Origin of the sequence: Azospirillum picis (assembly GCF_017876115.1) — a bacterium.
Taxonomy (GTDB): Bacteria; Pseudomonadota; Alphaproteobacteria; order Azospirillales; family Azospirillaceae; genus Azospirillum; species Azospirillum picis.
The window spans coordinates 30,619-46,433 of sequence record NZ_JAGINO010000017.1; the positions used below are offsets into that span (position 1 = coordinate 30,619).

Genomic DNA, 15,815 nt, shown 5'->3' on the forward strand with positions numbered 1-15,815 from the left:
CACCTCTGCCCGCGGGACGGGGGATCGTCTCCTTACGCCAACCGCCCGTGGCAGTGCTTGAACTTCTTGCCGGAGCCGCAGGGGCAGGCGGCGTTGCGCGGGGTGTTCTCCATCACCTCGGCCGGCAGCGGCTGGTCCTCCGGGGTGCCGGCCAGCGACAGGTCGGCAGAGGAGGTGGCCGGGGAGGTGGCCGCGGAGGCGGCGCGCACCATGCCCTCGGGAAGCTCCTCGCCCCCGGCCATGGCGAGGGCCGGATCCATGCGGCCCTCGTGCATCTCCTGCATCTGGCGGGCGTAGAGCTCCTCCGCCGACGGGGCCATGCGGACCTCGACATGCATCAGGATGCTGGTGACCTGCTCGCGCAGCGCCATCAGCATGGCGTCGAACAGTTCGAAGGCCTCGCGCTTGTATTCGTTCAGCGGGTCCTTCTGCGCATAGGCACGCAGGTTGATGCCCTGGCGCAGGTGGTCGAGCTGGAGGAGGTGGTCCTTCCATTCCTGGTCGAGGACCTGGAGCAGGATGCTCTTCTCCACATGCCGCATGGTCTGGGCGCCGTAGGCCTCCTCCTTCTCCGCATATCTGCGGTCGGCGGCCTCGCGCACGCGCTCCTCGATCTCGGGCTCGGCGATGCCCTCTTCCTTGGCCCATTCCCGGACCGGCAGGTCCATGCCCAGCACGCGGTTGACCGCCTCGTGCAGGCCGTCGATGTCCCACTGCTCGGAGTAGCTGTTGGCGGGGATGGCGCCGGCGACCATGTTGGCGATGATCTGGTGGCGCATCTCGTGGATTTCCTCCGCGATGTCCTCGCTCTCCATCACCTCGCGGCGCTGTTCGTAGACGACCTTGCGCTGGTCGTTCATGACGTTGTCGAACTTCAGCAGGTTCTTGCGGATCTCGAAGTGGTGGGCTTCGACCTTCTGCTGGGCCTTCTCCAGCGCCTTGTTGATCCAGGGATGGATGATCGCCTCGCCTTCCTTCAGGCCCAGGCGCTGCAGCATCCCGTCCATCCGGTCCGACCCGAAGATGCGCATCAGGTCGTCTTCCAGCGACAGGAAGAACTTCGAGGTGCCGGGATCGCCCTGGCGGCCGGAGCGGCCGCGCAACTGGTTGTCGATGCGGCGGCTCTCGTGCCGCTCGGTGCCGACGACGTAGAGGCCGCCAGCCGCCTTCACCTGCTCGCGCGCCGCGGCGACCTCGTCCTCGATCTGCTTGGCGCGGGCGTCGCGCTCCGGACCCTCCGGCAGCTCGGCCAGCTCGACCGCCACCCGCATCTGCACGTTGCCGCCCAACTGGATGTCGGTGCCGCGGCCGGCCATGTTGGTGGCGACGGTCACGGCACCCGGCCGGCCGGCCTGCGCGACGATGTAGGCTTCCTGCTCGTGGTGGCGGGCGTTCAGGACGTTGTGCGGGACGCCGCGCTTGTTGAGCAGCTCCGACAACAGCTCCGACTTCTCGATCGAGGTGGTGCCGACCAGCACCGGCTGGCCGCGCTTGCGCGCGTCCTCGATCAGGTCGGCCATCGCCTGGTACTTCTCGGCGGCCGTGCGGTAGACCTCGTCGTCGTGGTCGACGCGCTTGACCGGCAGGTTGGTCGGCATGTCGACCACCTCCAGCCCGTAGATCTCCGCGAATTCCGGCGCTTCGGTCAGCGCCGTGCCGGTCATGCCGGCCAGCTTCGGGTACATGCGGAAATAGTTCTGGAAGGTGATGGAGGCCAGCGTCTGGTTCTCGCGCTGGATCGTCACCTTCTCCTTGGCCTCAAGCGCCTGGTGCAGGCCCTCGGAGAAGCGGCGGCCTTCCATCATGCGGCCGGTGAACTCGTCGATGATGACGACCTTGTCGTCCTTGACGATGTAGTCCTTGTCGCGCTGGAACAGCATGTGGGCGCGCAGCGCCTGCTGGGCGTGGTGGACCAGCGCGACGTTCGGCAGGTCGTAGAGCCCGCCCGACTTCAGCAGCCCGGCCTCGGCCAGCAACTGCTCCATGTGCTCCTGCCCGACCTCGGTGAAGCTGACGGTGCGGTGCTTCTCGTCCTTCTCGTAGTCCTCGGCGGCCAGCATCGGGATCAGCCGGTCGACCTGGACATACATCTCCGAGGAGTCGGTGGAGGGGCCGGAGATGATCAGCGGGGTGCGCGCCTCGTCGATCAGGATGGAGTCGACCTCGTCGACGATGGCGAAGTTGAAGGGCCGCTGGACCAGCTCCTCCTGGCGGAACTTCATGTTGTCGCGCAGGTAGTCGAAGCCGAACTCGTTGTTGGTGCCGTAGGTGATGTCGGCGGCGTAGGCGGCGCGGCGCTCGTCGTCGTCGAGCCCATGGACGATGCAGCCGGTGGTCAGCCCGAGGAAGCCGTAGATGCGGCTCATCCAGCCGCTGTCGCGCGAGGCGAGGTAGTCGTTCACGGTGACGACGTGGACGCCCTTGCCCTGCAGCGCGTTGAGGTAGACGGCGAGCGTGGCGACCAGGGTCTTGCCCTCGCCGGTGCGCATCTCGGCGATCTTGCCCTCGTGCAGCACCATGCCGCCCATGAGCTGGACGTCGAAATGGCGCTGGCCGAGCACGCGCCTGGCCGCCTCGCGCACGGTGGCGAAGGCGTCGGGCAGGATGTCGTCCAGCGTCTCGCCCTTGGCCAGCCGCTCGCGCAGCCAACCGGTGCGCGCCTTCAGCTCGTCGTCCGACAGGGCTGCGACCGACGCCTCCAGCGTGTTGATCTGCTGGACGGTCTTGTGCAGCGCCTTGACCGTGCGCGTGTTGGCGGTGCCGAAAATCTTGCGGGCGAGAGCACCGAACATGAAAACCTCGGGAGTAAAGCGGAATGTGGGCCAGCTTATCGACGCGTCTGACATAGGCCTATGGACTGTCTGTGTCAACGAGACCAGCCCCTTCGCCGGGACGGCCGGAGCGCCTTCAGCCTTATGCTCCGTCATGCCGGGGCGGCCGGCCGGCACCGGCATGGACGGACCATGAAATCGCGTCCAGGAAACGGGGAGGCGGTTGGCGCGGGCGGTCCGGGCTGCTATTGGCGGGTGGGCGGGCGCCGTTCCCGCAGGGGAACGACGGCGGCCCTTGCCCCGTGCGGGCGAGCCATGCTTAATCCCCTGCGGAATCGGGCACGGAGCGGCGGATGGCTCCGATTGCCGCAGGCCATGCGAAACGGACGACAGACCTCCTTGTTGCCCTTCACTATTGCCCCAATGTTGCGATGCATCCGCCGGAAGGAAAAAGACACGCCATGGTGAATCGAGTGTTCCGCACCGCGCTCCTGTCGGTGGCCGCCTGCGGCATCGCGCTGGCCGCGCAGGCCCAGACTCCGGCGCCCCAGGCGCCGGCGACCCCGGCCCCCGCGGCCACCGCCCCCGCGGCCCCGCCGCCCGCCGCCGCTGACGCCGACCCGGTCGTCGCCCGCATCAACGGCGAAGAGCTGCACAAGTCCGACGTCACCCGCATGGTCGCGCAGTTGCCGCCCCAGGTGCAGCAGATGCCGATCGAGATGATCTATCCGGCGGTGCTGGACCAGTTGGTCAGCGGCAAGCTGGTGGCGTCGGCCGGCTACAAGGCCGGGCTCGCCGATTCGCCCGAGGTGAAGGACGAGCTGAAGCGCGCCGAGGAGCGTGCCGTGCAGCGCGCCTATGTCCAGAAGGAGATCAAGGCGCGCATCACGCCCGAAGCCCTGCAGAAGGCCTACCAGGACTACCTGAAGCAGAACCCGGCGCAGGAAGAGGTCAAGGCGGCCCACATCCTGGTCGAGAAGGAGGATGAGGCCAAGGCGATCATCGCCCAGCTCAAGAAGGGCGCCGACTTCGCCAAGCTGGCCAAGGAGAAGTCCAAGGACGCCGCCGCGGCGGCCCAGGGCGGCGACCTCGGCTACTTCACCAAGGACGCGATGGTCGAGCCCTTCGCCAACGCCGCCTTCGCCATGAAGCCGGGCGAGGTCAGCAAGGAGCCGGTGAAGACCCAGTTCGGCTGGCACATCATCAAGGTCGAGGACAAGCGCACCCAGCCGCAGCCCACCCTCGACGAGGTGAAGCCGGAGCTGGAGCAGACCCTGTCCAAGGATCTCGTCACCGCCCTGGTCGACGAGCTGCGCGGTCAGGCGAAGATCGAGACCTTCCAGCTCGACGGCTCGCCGATGCCGAAGGAAGAGCCGGCGGCCACCCCGGCCCCGGCTCCGGCCACCCCCGCCGCCCCGGCGGAGCCGGCGAAGAAGTAAGGCTGAGGCCAGCCCCTCCTGCCCCCTCCCCACCCCTCTCCCGCGTGAGCGGGGGAGGGTGCCTTATGGCAGAGCGGCGGCAGCCCCCCTTTCCCGCAAAGCGGGGGAGGGGGGACGGGGCAAGCCCTTTCAAGTCAGCACCCCACCACGCCCCATCACGGGAACCCGTCCATGGCCACGACCCTTTCCCCCTTGGCTCCCGCCAGCTTCCCGACGCTGCCGCCGATCGCCGGCGTGCGCCTCGCCACGGCGAACAGCGGCATCCGATACAAGGGCCGCGACGACCTGCTGCTGGCGGTGCTGGACCCCGGCACCAGCGTGGCGGGCGTGCTGACGCGGTCGCTGACCTGCTCGGCGCCGGTGATCTGGTGCCGCGACAGCCTGCCCAAGGGTTCGGCCCGCGCGCTGGTGGTGAATGCCGGCAACGCCAACGCCTTCACCGGCAAGGCCGGCGACGCCACCGTGCAGGCGACCGTCCAGGCCGCCGCCGGGCTGGCCGGCTGCGCCCCGGACGAGGTCTATCTCGCCTCCACCGGCGTGATCGGCATCCCGCTGGCCGCCGACGCCATCGGCAAGTGCCTGGCGCCGATGGCACCGGCTCTCGCCGCCGATTCCGCGGCGTGGGAGAAGGCCGCCCGCGCCATCATGACGACCGACACATTCCCCAAGGGCGCGGTGCGCACCGCGACCATCGGCGGCACCACGGTGACCATCGCCGGCTTCGCCAAGGGCTCGGGGATGATCGCGCCGGACATGGCGACGATGCTGGGCTTCGTCTTCACCGACGCCGCCATCGCCGCCACCGCGCTGCAGGACATGCTGTCGGAGTTCACCGAGCGCACCTTCAACGCCATCACCGTGGACGGCGACACCTCGACCAGCGACACGCTGCTGATGTTCGCCACCGGCAAGGCCGGCAACGCCCCGGTGGCCAGCGCCGACGCCGCCGAGCTGGCGGAGTTCCGCGCCGTGCTGGAGGATCTGCTGCTCGACCTCGCCCTCCAGATCGTGCGCGACGGCGAGGGGGCGACCAAGTTCGTCGCCATCACCGTGCGCGGCGCCGACAGCGACGCCGCCGCCAAGCGCATCGGCATGACGGTGGCGAACTCGCCGCTGGTCAAGACCGCCATCGCCGGCGAGGACGCCAACTGGGGCCGCATCGTCGCCGCCATCGGCCGCGCCGGCGAGCGCGCCGACCGCGACCTGATCAAGATCACCGTCGGCGGCACCCTGATCTGCGCCGAGGGGATGGAGGTGCCGGGCTATGACGAGGCGCCGGTCGCCGCCCACATGAAGGGCAAGGAGATCGACGTCGACATCGACCTCGGGCTGGGCAAGGGCACGGCCAAGGTGTGGACCTGCGACCTGACCCACGCCTACATCGACATCAACGGCAGCTACCGGAGCTGACCGGCCGTGACCGCCTGCTTCGATCCCTCCTCCACCCCGGCGCCGGGGACGCTGCCGACGCTGCTGGTCGTCGCGGTGGCGCTGGTCGACGCCGACGGGCGGGTGCTGCTGGCGCAGCGCCCGCCGGGCAAGTCGCTGGCCGGCCTGTGGGAGTTCCCCGGCGGCAAGGTCGACGCCGGGGAGACGCCGGAAGCCGCCCTGGTGCGCGAGCTCAAGGAGGAGCTGGGGATCGACACGGCGGCGAGCTGCCTCGCCCCCTTCACCTTCGCCTCGCACAGCTACGAGCGCTTCCACCTGCTGATGCCGCTCTATGTCTGCCGGGTGTGGGAGGGCGACGTCATGCCGCAGGAGGGCCAGAGGCTCGCCTGGGTCTATCCGAACCGCATGGGCGACTACCCGATGCCGCCGGCCGACGTGCCGCTGGTGGCGATGCTGCGCGACCTGCTGTGACCCTGCGTTGAAAAATAGTCCAAACGGGACTATAGTGTACGGAGGTGGCCGGCGGGTGCGCTAACACCCGCCGGCACTCTCCCGGTGTCCAGCGACGAGTGAGGCGGATCTCAATCCGCCATCGGCGCCACTGGAGCACCAGGAAGAAGGGCATTTTGCTCATGCCACCTTCCTCCTTCTGAAACGGCGGGCGGCCTATTCCGCCCGCCGTTTTCATTTTACACGCGGAGGATGAGCGTGCGCTATGGCTTTGCACCGGCATGTGACGGTGGACCTGTCGGCAGGTGTGGGCGCTGCCGGTGTCCGAGCTTTGTTCCCGGCCATGCTCCTTTGCGGCTTTGCCGTGCGGGCGATCTGTGTCACATGATGGGGAGCCGTGGGGCGGGGCGCCCCGTGGCGCGAGGTTGAGACGACAAGCCGGTTCCGGCACCACTTTCCTGACACCACTTTCTTGAATCGCATCGGCGTGGATTCGTTGTTTTCCTACAGCGGCGGCGGCCCGGCCGGCAGTGACGGCGACGGGTTCGGCGACAGGCCGGCCACGGCGCTCGACGCGCTGCGGACGGTGTTCGGCTACGACTCCTTCCGCGGCCAGCAGGCCGAGATCATCGACCATGTGGTGCAGGGCGGCGACGCGCTGGTCCTGATGCCGACCGGCGGCGGCAAGTCGCTGTGCTACCAGATCCCGGCGCTGGTGCGCGATGGGGTGACGGTGGTGGTGTCGCCGCTGATCGCGCTGATGCGCGACCAGGTGACGGCGCTGCGGGAGCTGGGCGTGCGCGCCGCCTTCCTCAACTCCTCGCTCGGGCCGGCGGAGGCGCGGGAGGTGGAGCGGGCGATGGTGCAGGGCGACCTCGACCTGCTCTATGTCGCGCCGGAACGGCTGGTGACGCCGCGTTTCCTCGACCTGCTCGACCGCACCAGGCTGGCGCTGTTCGCGCTCGACGAGGCGCATTGCGTGTCGCAATGGGGGCATGACTTCCGCCCCGAATATCTCCAGCTCTCGATCCTGCACGAACGCCACCCGATGGTGCCGCGCATCGCGCTGACCGCGACCGCCGACGTGCAGACACGCGCCGAGATCAGGGAGAAGCTGGGCCTGCTGGAGGCCCGCGTCTTCCTGTCGAGCTTCGACCGGCCCAACATCACCTACCGCGTGGTGCCGAAGAAGACCGAGCGCCAGCAGATGCTGGCCTTCCTGCGCGAGAACCACCCGGAAGACGCCGGCATCATCTATTGCATGTCGCGCAACAAGGTGGAGGACGTGGCGGCCTGGCTGAACAGCCAAGGCCGCGAGGCGCTGCCCTACCATGCCGGCCTGCCGGCCGAGGTGCGCGAGGCCAACCAGGACCGCTTCATCAAGAGCGAGGGGCTGGTGATGGTGGCGACGGTGGCCTTCGGCATGGGCATCGACAAGCCCAACGTCCGTTTCGTCTGCCACCTCGACCTGCCCAAGAGCCTGGAGGCCTATTACCAGGAGACCGGCCGCGCCGGCCGCGACGGCCTGCCGGCCAACGCCTGGATGGCCTACGGCATGGCCGACGTGGTGATGCTGCGGCAGATGCTGGAGCAGTCGGAGGCCGGCGACAGCCACCGCCGGGTGGAGCGCGGCAAGCTGGAGGCGATGCTCGGCTACTGCGAGACGTCCGACTGCCGCCGCCAGGTGCTGCTGAACTATTTCAACGAGGTGCTGCCGGAGCCATGCGGCAACTGCGACACCTGCCTGGAGCCGGTGGAGACCTGGGACGGCACCGTCGCGGCACAGAAGGCGCTGTCGGCGGTCTACCGCACCGGCCAGCGCTATGGCGCCGGCCACCTGATCGACGTGCTGCTCGGCAACTCCACCGAGAAGGTGGCGCAGCAGCAGCATGACCGGCTGAAGACCTTCGGCGTCGGCAAGGACCTGTCGAAGGCCGAATGGCAGTCGGTCTACCGCCAGCTCGTGGCGGCCGGCCTGCTGACCGTCGACCTGGAGGGCTATGGCGGCTTCCGCCTGACCGACGCCGGTGTGGCGGTGCTGAAGAACCAGCGCGAGGTGCGCCTGCGCAAGGACCCGGTGCAGGAGCGCCGCCGCGGCGTCCACGACGCGCTGCGCCGTCACACCGCCAAGGGCGGCGGCGGGACCGCGGTGTCGCGCGCCGGCGCCCGCGGCGCGATGTCGGCGGAGGACGACAGGCTGTGGCACGCGCTGCGCGATTGCCGCACCGCGCTGGCCAAGGACCAGGGCGTGCCGCCCTATGTGATCTTCCACGACAGCACGCTGCTGGAGATGGTGGCCCAGCGCCCCTTCGACCGCGCCGCCTTCGCCCACCTGCCGGGGGTGGGGGGGCGCAAGCTGGAGCGCTACGCCGACGCCTTCCTGGATGTGATCCGCGAGCATGGCTGAGCCTGGGCCGGCCGGCCTCGCATGCGATGGCCGGCCGGACGCCGGGGTGCGATTTTTCCCGAATTCACCGCTTGCATCCTGAAAAGCACATCGCTATGTTCCGCGCCACGACGACGCCGCAGTAGCTCAGGGGTAGAGCAACTGATTCGTAATCAGTAGGTCCGGGGTTCAAATCCCTGTTGCGGCACCAGTTTCAAAGGCCCTGAAGCGCACCGCGTTTCGGGGCCTTTGCATGTCCGGGACCCGCTTCGTCTCATCCGGCGGTTTCCGATACTCGGAACACGGACCCGAAGTGCCCCGGCCCGTTCGCCCGAGCCCCCGCCGCCTCCGATGCCTCTTCTGTTCCGGCGCATTTCCAGGATCGCCGGGATTGGGCCGGGCGGCATCCGCGCCATTCCGGCAGCCACGGCACCAGCCTGCTTCACCAAAGGGGTGTGCACGGGTAAGATCCTCGCGCAGGTCGCGTATGGCGCCTTGGACGGGAGGCGCTGGCGTTCCCGGGGAGACACGCATGTACGTGGATGTCGATGCCCAGCAGTTCCTGACGCTGATCCAGGGCGATCCGGACGGATTCTTCAGGCGGAATGCCGTCTACTGGATTTGTGCGCCCTCGTCCGTCAGCGCACCGACGCTGTCCAATTTCACGGTCAGGCGGCACGACATCCAGGTGGAGTATTATTCTCCGGGGAAATACGGCCTCTTCGGCGGCTGGAACGCCGACGGGCATTCCTATCAGATCGTGGAGGACGGGTCCGGCGCGGCGCAGGGATGCTTCCTGCCCTGGAATGAGGATTTCGGCTATTCGATCGTGCTTGGCGGCCAGGCGCAGTTCTTCATAAACGCGATGATGGACGGTTGCTCCTTCGGCTGCGTCGCCGGCCCCAACGGCACGGTCAAGGTCGCCCACCACAACATCCAGGACGCCGCAGGCGGCACCGACCACCAGGCGATGACCGGCACGCTGTCGGCCTTCGGCTACCAGCACACGTTCCAGCGCAACGACTACCGCAACCTCGGCAACGGCCAGGGCCTGGGCTTCGTGACCGGGGTGCGGGTCGGCGGGGCGTGGCGCATCTACGGCCAGGGCGTCTACACCGCGCACGGCCGCGACCGCATCGCCTTCTGCCGGCGCCTCCAGTGACGCGAGCGGGGCCGGAGGCTTGAAACAGAAAAGGCGCCGCCTCCGGAGATGCGGCGCCCGTGTCCGGTCTTGGTTGTCCGGTCGCGGTTCCGGCCATGGCCGGCGGTGGTCAGGCTTCCGGGTAGGGCGGCTTGGTGTGCCCGGCCGGCGACAGGGTGAAGATCTCGGCGCCGTCGGCGGTGACGCCGATGGAATGCTCGAACTGGGCGGACAGCGACTTGTCCTTGGTCACCGCGGTCCAGCCGTCGCCCAGGATCTTCACGTCGGGGCGGCCGGTGTTGATCATCGGCTCGATGGTGAAGATCATGCCTTCCCTCAGCGTGATCCCCTGTCCCGGCTTGCCGTAATGCAGGACCGACGGCGGCTCGTGGAAGACGCGGCCGAGGCCGTGGCCGCAGAAGTCGCGCACCACCGAGAAGCGGTGGGATTCGGCGAAGGTCTGGATGGCGTGGCCGACGTCGCCCAGCGTCGCGCCCGGCTTCACCGCGGCGATGCCGATCATCAGCGCGTCATAGGTGACGTCCACCAGCTTGCGCGCCTTCACGCCGACGTCGCCGCACAGGTACATGCGGCTGCTGTCTCCGTACCAGCCGTCGAGGATCGGGGTCACGTCGATGTTCAGGATGTCGCCGTCGAGCAGCCGCTTGTCGCCGGGGATGCCGTGGCAGACCACATGGTTGACCGAGATGCAGTTGGCGCGCGGGAAGCCGCGGTAGCCGAGCGGGGCGGGAACGGCGCCGTGGTCGCGGATGAACTGCTCGAGCAGGCGGTCCAGCTCGCCGGTGGTGATCCCCGGCTGCACATAGGGGACGATGAAGTCCAAGGTCAGCGCGGCCAGGCGGCCGGCCTTGCGCATGCCTTCGAATCCCTCCGGACCATGGAGACGGACGCGGTTGGATTCGACGTGATCCTGTTCCAAGACGAGTGCCCTTATGCCAATGGCTCAAACATGCCGCGATCCTACAACCGAATCGGCAGCGGCCTGTCCAATTCAATCGATTCGGGGGTGATCGCGCAAGACCAACAGAGCGCCTCGACCCCTGCCTGCAGCGCATGGCGCAGTCCGGCATCATAGGCCGGGTCGAGATCGGCCGCCGTGCGGAAATAGGTGCAGTCGCTGCGCTGGACAAGATAGAGCATCACCGCACGGCAGCCCTGCGCCACCATCGCGGCCATCTCCTCCAGGTGCTTGGCCCCCCGGGCGGTGACGCAGTCGGGAAATTCCGCCGCCGTTGCGTGGACCGAGCCCGGACGGCGCAGGTGGACGTTCTTGACCTCGACATAGCAGGGCGGCCGGCCGCCGTCCCGGTCCGGGTCGTCTTCCAGCAGGACGTCGATGCGGCTGTTGCGGCCGTACTTCACCTCGCGGCGCAGGCGGGCGTAGCCGGACAGCTCGGGGATGGTGCCGGCGGCGATCGCCGCGGCCACCAGCGCGTTGGGGTGGCCGGTGTTGACGCCGACCAGCCCCTCGCCCCAGGGGGCGGCGGCCTCCACCAGTTCCAGCGTGTAGGGCAGCTTGCGGCCGGGCCTGTCGGAGCGCGACAGCCACACCGCGGAGCCCGGCAGGTCCAGCCCGATCATGCTGCCGGAGTTCGGCACATGCGCGGTCACCATCGCGGCGCCGGAGGGGCCGCCGCCCAGCTCGACGTCGGCGAGGAACCGCTTGTAGCGGCGGATCAGGCGGCCTTGAAGAAGGGGGGAGGGAAAGCGCATCTTGGCGGCGACGCTACCGCCGGCCCTTCCGCTCGACAAGGGCGTTCAAGGGCGTTCCATCGGAGATGCCTGCCCCATGACGTCAGAATCCGTTTCCGGTCAGCACGCCACCGTTTCCGCTGCCGCGCCTTCCGCCGCTGCCGCCAACCCGACTGCCGCCAACCCCACCGCTGCCGTCCTGGTGATCGGCAACGAAATCCTGTCGGGCCGCACCAAGGACGCCAACCTCGGGCATATCGCCGAGAAGTTGACGGGGATCGGCGTCCGCCTGCGCGAGGCACGCGTGGTGCCGGACGTCGAGGAGGAGATCGTCGCCGCGGTGAACGCCCTGCGCGCCCGCTACACCTACGTCTTCACCACCGGCGGCATCGGCCCGACCCACGACGACATCACCGCCGCCTGCGTCGCCAAGGCCTTCGGCGTGGCGCTGGAGCGCAACCCGGAGGCGGTGGCCCGGCTGGAGCGCCATTACGCCGCCGGCCAGTTGAACGAGGCACGGCTGCGCATGGCGAACGTCCCCGCCGGCGGCATCCTGATCGACAACCCGATCAGCCAGGCGCCGGGATTCCAGATCGGCAACGTCTTCGTCATGGCGGGCGTGCCCAACATCATGCAGGCGATGCTGGACGGCCTGCTGCCGCGGCTGGCGGGCGGTCCGCCGCTGCATGCCCGCACCGTGGCCTGCGAACTGGGCGAGGGGGTGATCGCCGCCGAGCTTTCGGCGCTGCAGGACCGTCATCCGGAGCTGGAGATCGGCAGCTATCCCTATTTCCGCAACGGCTTCTTCGGCGTCAGCCTGGTGCTGCGCGGCATCGACGAGGCCGAGGTGGCGGGGACGGCGGAGGAGTTGGCGGGGATCCTCCGGCGGCTGGGCGGCACGCCGGTGATCACCGTGGGCACCAAAGGGTGAAGGGACGCTATGCCGATGGATCGATTGTCCGGGACCAGACCCGTCCCATATTAGGGTATTGGCTTCCGGACCGAATTCATCGAAAGCGTCCCGCCATGAAATCCTTTGAAAAAGCGGCGTTGCTGTTCCTTCTTCGCCACCTGCTGGCCGGCATCGCCGGCGCGGTGGTGCTGGCGTCCGGGCTGCTGTGGTTCGACGTCGCCCGCCTGGCGACGCTGATCGGCAGCAGCGAATACGGCATCACCGCCACGGTGATGCTCTATGCCGGGCTGATGCTGACCTTCGGCAGCGTGTCGATGGGAATCGGCATCATGGCGTTGAACGAGGATACGCGGCCCTGACAGGCAGGGCCGGGATGAAAGAGGCGGCGGGCCATGTCCCGCCGCCTGGTCAGAAGCGTGTGCCGAACGGCCCGAAACGGTCGTAAATCCAGACCAGCGCGACGATCACCGCCAGCCACAGGGCGGCGTTGCGCAGCACGGTCCCACGGTTCCGCCGCAATGCCGCCGGCACCACCAGGACCGCCACCATCAGCAGCGCCACCAGCGCCAGCCAGTCCGTCTCCCCCACGCCACCGTCTCCCTTCCGATCTCCGCTTGCGGCCGCTCTGCCGCGGTTGCGTTTCCCGTGATATGGGAATGCCGCCGGTGTTGCGAAGATCCCTTGACCCGCAGTCCCGCGATTGTCTAAGTCATGGCCACGGAACGGTGCGTTGCGTGCTCGGGTATGCAATCCCCGCGGGCAGCCCGCGGCCGGTCCGGACGGCAATGGCTTTGCCGACACGATCCGGTCGCCGTTGCCGGGTCATGGCGGCAGCCCAGGGCGCGGGCGTGGCGGAATCGGTAGACGCAAGGGACTTAAAATCCCTCACCTCTCGGTATGCGGGTTCGAGTCCCGCCGCCCGCACCAACTGTCCGGTCCTTTTCCCTCTTCAATGCTCCCAGGCCTGACCCCGATCGCTCAATGCTCGACGGCGCCGCCGGCCCGGCTCCAGGCGGCGAAGCCGCCGCGCAGGCGGTTGATGGTGCCGGTGAAGCCGGCGGCCATCATGCGCTCGGCGGCCGGTCCGCAGCGCATGCCGCCCTGGCAGTGGAAGACCAGGTGCTTGCCCGGCTCCACCGGCACCCTTGCGGGGTCGAAGCTCGACAACGGATTCAGGACGGCGCCGGGGACGTGGCCGGCGGCGTGTTCCTGCGGTTCGCGCACGTCGACGATCACCGCCTCTCCGGCCGCCGCCCAGCCCATGACGGTTTCGGCGTCGACCTGACGGACTGAGGCGCCATTCCCGTTCCCCGGACCCGCTGCTGCATCTCCCGCCGGCTCCGCCGAGCGGTCCCGGGGGACGCCGTCCGCGGAACGGGCGGCGGGAAACAGGCGGCGGACAAGGGTGCACAGGAACATGGGACGGGTGCCTCCGGACTGATCATGTCGATGACGCTCCCGCCGGCGAACGGTCCGGCGGGATGCTGCTGACCAATAAATTAGCATATTCTAATCTACTGTCAACGGATGCCCGGCACCGGCGTGGGGATTGGCCCTCGACGCCGGGAAACGCAATGCCGGGGGCATCCTCTTCGGGAGAACCGCCATGACCATCGACCGCATCCTTCCGGCCGCCGCCGGCGTGCTGGTCCTCGCCAGCCTCGCCCTGTCGCACCTGCACAGCCCGCTCTGGCTCTGCTTGACCGCCGCCGTCGGCGCCGGCCTGCTTCAGGCGGCCGTCACCGGGGTCTGCCCGATGGCCATGGTGCTGAGGCAGGTCGGCGCCGCCTTCCGCTGAACGCCATTTTCTAGAACGGAGATCGTCACGCACAGGAACCGGCCGCAGATGAGCGGCGAACTGTCCGGCGCGATCCGCGACCGTCCAGGCAGCGCGCCCGGGGTGCTGGGGGCGTTCTCGGGCATGGCCCGGGCGGCGTTGAAGCCCGATGCGCTCGACCCCGGGACCAAGGAACCGATCGCGCCGGCCATCGCCGTGGCGATCCGCTGCGACGGTTGCGTCGCCTTCCATGCCGAGGCGGCGATGAGGCAGGGGGCCACGCGTGCGGAGGTGATGGGGACGGTGGGGATGGCGGCCTACAGGGGCGCCGGCCGGCCGGTGATGTCTGCCGCCCAGGCGGTCGAAGCCTTCGACCAGTTCACGCGGGGGGCAGGCCGAAATCCGGGGAGGCCCGGAGGAAAGGTGGTGCGGGCGGTCGGACTCGAACCGACATATCCGTAAGGACGGCGGATTTTGAGTCCGCTGCGTCTACCAATTCCGCCACGCCCGCAGCGACGCCTCTTCTAGCGCAACCTGCTGGAATCGCAAAGCGCAAAACGCGGGGTTCCGTCGCGGGAGGCGGCGACGCCGCGCAGGTCGCGCTTATTCCCGGCCGGGGCGGCGGCCCCTGCCATGCCGTCGCAGGGGCGGGGCGGATGTCGCGGACGGCTGGCCGAACGGCCGCGCACGCGCTACCTTGTCGGCCATGACGACCCGACCCTTCCTTTCCCGTGCCTTCGAGGATCCCCGCATCGCCTCCCTCCTGCTGGCGCTGGCCAGCGCCGGGGTGCTGCTGGCCGCGCTGTTCTTCCAGTTCGTGCTGGATTACCAGCCCTGCGTGCTCTGCATCATGCAGCGCTGGCCCTATGTGGCCGTGATGGTGTTCGCGCTGGCGACCTGGCTGTTCCGCCGCTGGAAGGGGCTCGGCGACGCCCTGCTGGTGGCCAGCGGGCTGGCGCTGCTGGCCGGGGCCGGCATCGCCGCCTATCATGTCGGGGTGGAGCAGCACTGGTGGGCGGGAACCTCGTCCTGCGGCGGCTCGGCCGCGGCCACGTCGCTGGACGCGCTGCGCGCCCAGGTGATGGCCGCCCCGGTCACCCGCTGCGACGAAGTCGCGTGGTCGCTGTTCGGGATTTCGATGGCGGGCTACAACGTGGTCATCTCGCTGGGGCTGGCGGCCTACGCCTTCGTCTCGGCGCGGACCGCCTACACCCGCACCCCGGTGTCGAGGACTGCATTGTGAGCGAAGCCACCTCCCATCCCTCCAACCGTCCCTTCATGCGCGGCGCGCTGCCCGGCGACCCGCCGCCGCGCGACCGGCTGGCCCGCGTCGTCCGCGTCGACCATGCCGGCGAATATGGCGCCAAGCGCATCTATGAGGGCCAGATCGCCGTCATCGGGCGCGGCCGTCACGGCAAGACGCTGCGCCACATGGCCGAGCAGGAGCGGGTGCACCTGGAGTATTTCGAGAAGCAGCTCGTGAAGCGCCGGGTCCGCCCGACCCTGCTGCAACCGCTGTGGCACGCCACCGGCTTCCTGCTGGGCGCCGGCACCGCCCTGCTCGGCGAACGGGCGGCGATGGCCTGCACCGTGGCGGTGGAAGAGGTGATCGAGGGCCACTACGAGGAGCAGCTCAAGCATCTCGGCCCCGAGGAGCAGGACCTCGCCGGCAGCATCCGCCAGTTCCAGGCGGAGGAGGTCGAGCACCGCGACATCGGCCTGGTCAACGAGGCGGAACGCGCCCCCGCCTATCCGGTGCTGTCGGCGGCGATCAAGGCCGGCACGCGGGCGGTGATCTGGGTGGCCGAGCGGGTGTAGGAGCGGGGGGCTCCCGCC

General features: G+C 69.0%; 16 protein-coding genes and 3 tRNA genes. 13 read left to right on the plus strand and 6 right to left on the minus strand.

Annotation, left to right across the window (positions count from 1 at the left end; translation table 11 throughout):
* Positions 1-32 precede the first annotated feature (32 nt).
* On the minus strand, positions 33-2,792 hold the full coding sequence (secA, locus tag J2850_RS20650; protein WP_209985621.1) for a preprotein translocase subunit SecA: 2,760 nt from the start codon (positions 2,790-2,792) through the stop codon (positions 33-35).
* 440 nt (positions 2,793-3,232) lie between these two features.
* Between secA and J2850_RS20655 the strand changes: the two genes are divergently transcribed.
* From J2850_RS20655 to J2850_RS20680, 6 genes are all read left to right on the plus strand, one after another.
* Entirely contained in the window at positions 3,233-4,210 is a 978-nt protein-coding gene (locus J2850_RS20655; RefSeq protein WP_209985625.1) for a peptidylprolyl isomerase, read from the plus strand.
* Between the two features lie 171 nt (positions 4,211-4,381).
* Positions 4,382-5,620, plus strand: a complete 1,239-nt coding sequence (gene argJ / locus J2850_RS20660) for a bifunctional glutamate N-acetyltransferase/amino-acid acetyltransferase ArgJ (RefSeq protein WP_209985629.1) — start codon at positions 4,382-4,384, stop codon at positions 5,618-5,620.
* A gap of 6 nt (positions 5,621-5,626) precedes the next feature.
* The gene (locus J2850_RS20665; RefSeq protein ID WP_209985631.1) at positions 5,627-6,070 is read left to right on the plus strand and encodes a (deoxy)nucleoside triphosphate pyrophosphohydrolase; all 444 of its coding nucleotides are present in this window, start codon (positions 5,627-5,629) and stop codon (positions 6,068-6,070) included.
* A 466-nt stretch (positions 6,071-6,536) separates the two neighbouring features.
* The gene (recQ, locus tag J2850_RS20670) at positions 6,537-8,456 is read left to right on the plus strand and encodes a DNA helicase RecQ (RefSeq protein WP_209985633.1); all 1,920 of its coding nucleotides are present in this window, start codon (positions 6,537-6,539) and stop codon (positions 8,454-8,456) included.
* Positions 8,457-8,571: 115 nt separating this feature from the next.
* Positions 8,572-8,646, plus strand: a tRNA-Thr gene (locus J2850_RS20675).
* Positions 8,647-8,967: 321 nt separating this feature from the next.
* On the plus strand, positions 8,968-9,597 hold the full coding sequence (locus J2850_RS20680; RefSeq protein WP_209985635.1) for a hypothetical protein: 630 nt from the start codon (positions 8,968-8,970) through the stop codon (positions 9,595-9,597).
* A gap of 109 nt (positions 9,598-9,706) precedes the next feature.
* Here the strand turns inward: J2850_RS20680 and map are convergent, their stop codons facing one another.
* Positions 9,707-10,516, minus strand: coding sequence for a type I methionyl aminopeptidase (gene map / locus J2850_RS20685; protein ID WP_209985637.1), 810 nt, complete (start codon positions 10,514-10,516; stop codon positions 9,707-9,709).
* Between the two features lie 41 nt (positions 10,517-10,557).
* Positions 10,558-11,310 carry a DNA/RNA nuclease SfsA gene (gene sfsA, locus J2850_RS20690; protein WP_209986029.1) on the minus strand — a complete coding sequence of 251 codons (753 nt, stop codon included), beginning with the start codon at positions 11,308-11,310 and terminating at the stop codon, positions 10,558-10,560.
* Between the two features lie 76 nt (positions 11,311-11,386).
* Here sfsA and J2850_RS20695 point away from each other — a divergent pair, with 76 nt between their 5' ends.
* The gene (locus tag J2850_RS20695) at positions 11,387-12,220 is read left to right on the plus strand and encodes a competence/damage-inducible protein A (RefSeq protein ID WP_246513302.1); all 834 of its coding nucleotides are present in this window, start codon (positions 11,387-11,389) and stop codon (positions 12,218-12,220) included.
* A gap of 95 nt (positions 12,221-12,315) precedes the next feature.
* Entirely contained in the window at positions 12,316-12,561 is a 246-nt protein-coding gene (locus J2850_RS20700) for a hypothetical protein (protein ID WP_209985639.1), read from the plus strand.
* A gap of 49 nt (positions 12,562-12,610) precedes the next feature.
* On the opposite strand, the gene J2850_RS20705 is transcribed toward J2850_RS20700, so the two are convergent.
* Positions 12,611-12,790, minus strand: coding sequence for a hypothetical protein (locus J2850_RS20705; protein ID WP_209985642.1), 180 nt, complete (start codon positions 12,788-12,790; stop codon positions 12,611-12,613).
* Positions 12,791-13,044: 254 nt separating this feature from the next.
* On the opposite strand from J2850_RS20705, the gene J2850_RS20710 reads away from it, so the two are divergent.
* A tRNA-Leu gene (locus J2850_RS20710) sits at positions 13,045-13,129 on the plus strand.
* Between the two features lie 51 nt (positions 13,130-13,180).
* Here J2850_RS20710 and J2850_RS20715 read toward each other — a convergent pair.
* Positions 13,181-13,621, minus strand: coding sequence for a rhodanese-like domain-containing protein (locus J2850_RS20715; RefSeq protein ID WP_209985645.1), 441 nt, complete (start codon positions 13,619-13,621; stop codon positions 13,181-13,183).
* Positions 13,622-13,808: 187 nt separating this feature from the next.
* On the opposite strand from J2850_RS20715, the gene J2850_RS20720 reads away from it, so the two are divergent.
* On the plus strand, positions 13,809-14,000 hold the full coding sequence (locus tag J2850_RS20720) for a YgaP family membrane protein (protein ID WP_209985648.1): 192 nt from the start codon (positions 13,809-13,811) through the stop codon (positions 13,998-14,000).
* Positions 14,001-14,048: 48 nt separating this feature from the next.
* Complete coding sequence (locus J2850_RS20725; RefSeq protein WP_209985651.1) at positions 14,049-14,441, plus strand: carboxymuconolactone decarboxylase family protein; 393 nt, start codon at positions 14,049-14,051, stop codon at positions 14,439-14,441.
* Here the strand turns inward: J2850_RS20725 and J2850_RS20730 are convergent.
* A tRNA-Leu gene (locus J2850_RS20730) sits at positions 14,404-14,490 on the minus strand. The genes J2850_RS20725 and J2850_RS20730 overlap by 38 nt on opposite strands.
* A gap of 195 nt (positions 14,491-14,685) precedes the next feature.
* On the opposite strand from J2850_RS20730, the gene J2850_RS20735 reads away from it, so the two are divergent.
* Positions 14,686-15,222 carry a disulfide bond formation protein B gene (locus J2850_RS20735; RefSeq protein WP_209985654.1) on the plus strand — a complete coding sequence of 179 codons (537 nt, stop codon included), beginning with the start codon at positions 14,686-14,688 and terminating at the stop codon, positions 15,220-15,222.
* Positions 15,219-15,797, plus strand: coding sequence for a demethoxyubiquinone hydroxylase family protein (locus J2850_RS20740; protein ID WP_417281589.1), 579 nt, complete (start codon positions 15,219-15,221; stop codon positions 15,795-15,797). The genes J2850_RS20735 and J2850_RS20740 overlap by 4 nt, the downstream gene beginning before the upstream one ends.
* Positions 15,798-15,815 lie beyond the last annotated feature (18 nt).